Source organism: Rhodococcus sp. PAE-6, from assembly GCF_025290685.1.
GTDB lineage: Bacteria > Actinomycetota > Actinomycetes > Mycobacteriales > Mycobacteriaceae > Rhodococcus > Rhodococcus pyridinivorans.
Genome location: NZ_JAOCLZ010000077.1, coordinates 1 through 1,050 on the forward strand (window position 1 = coordinate 1; position 1,050 = coordinate 1,050).

The following is a 1,050-nucleotide window of genomic DNA, read 5'->3' on the forward strand; positions in this document are numbered from 1 at the left end:
CTGTCGCTCGCGCAGCAGCGCATGTGGTTCCTCAACCGCTTCGACACCGAATCGTCGGTCAACAACATCCCGGTCGCGGTCCGCCTGACCGGGGCGCTCGACCTCGGTGCGTTGCGGGCAGCGGTCCAGGATCTGCTCGCCCGGCACGAGGTGCTCCGCACGGTCTATCCGGAAGTGGACGGACGTCCCTATCAGCTGATCCTCCCGGTCGCGGAAGCCGCGCCCGACATCGACGTCGAATCGGCCACCGAGGACGACCTGCTGCAGAAGGTGACGGCGGTCGTCTCCCGCGGGTTCGACGTCACCACCGAGATCCCGTTGCGCGCACGATTGTTCGAGCTCTCCGAGCGCGATCACGTGCTCGTGTTCGTCGTCCACCACATCAGCGCCGACGGCTGGTCCATCTCGCCGTTGACCCGCGACGTGATGACGGCCTACATGTCCCGCGCCGAGGGGCAGGTTCCCGGTTGGGCACCGCTGCCCGTGCAGTACGCCGATTTCGCGATCTGGCAGCGCGACGTGCTCGGCGACGAGGACGATGCCGCGAGCCTGCTCGCGGCGCAGGCCGACTTCTGGAAACGCACCCTCGCCGGGCTTCCGGACGAGCTGAACCTGCCGATGGACCGGCCGCGTCCGGCGGTGCAGTCGTTCGCCGGTGGCATGGTCGGATTTACGATCGATGCGGATACGCACCGCGGTCTCGCGGCGCTCGCGCGGCGGACCGGCACGACGATGTTCATGGTCGTGCACACCGCGCTCGCGGTGTTCCTCGCGCGGATGGCCGACACCGACGACGTCGCGATCGGCACGCCTATCGCGGGTCGCGGTGAGGCCGAGGTCGACGACCTGATCGGCATGTTCGTCAACACCCTCGTGCTGCGCAGCCGGGTGGACACGGGTGAGGGCTTCTCCGACCTGCTCGCACGGGTGCGCGAGGCCGACCTCGAGGCGTTCGCTCATGCCGACATCCCGTTCGAGCGGCTCGTGGAGATCATCGACCCCGAACGGTCGACGGCACGCCACCCGCTGTTCCAGGTGGTCCTGTCGTTC

At 68.5% G+C, this 1,050-nt stretch carries 1 protein-coding gene; it reads left to right on the forward strand.

Annotated elements, in window-relative coordinates:
- On the forward strand, nucleotides 1–1,050 hold a 1,050-nt coding region (locus tag NVV99_RS26270; protein WP_260783277.1), incomplete at both ends, for a condensation domain-containing protein.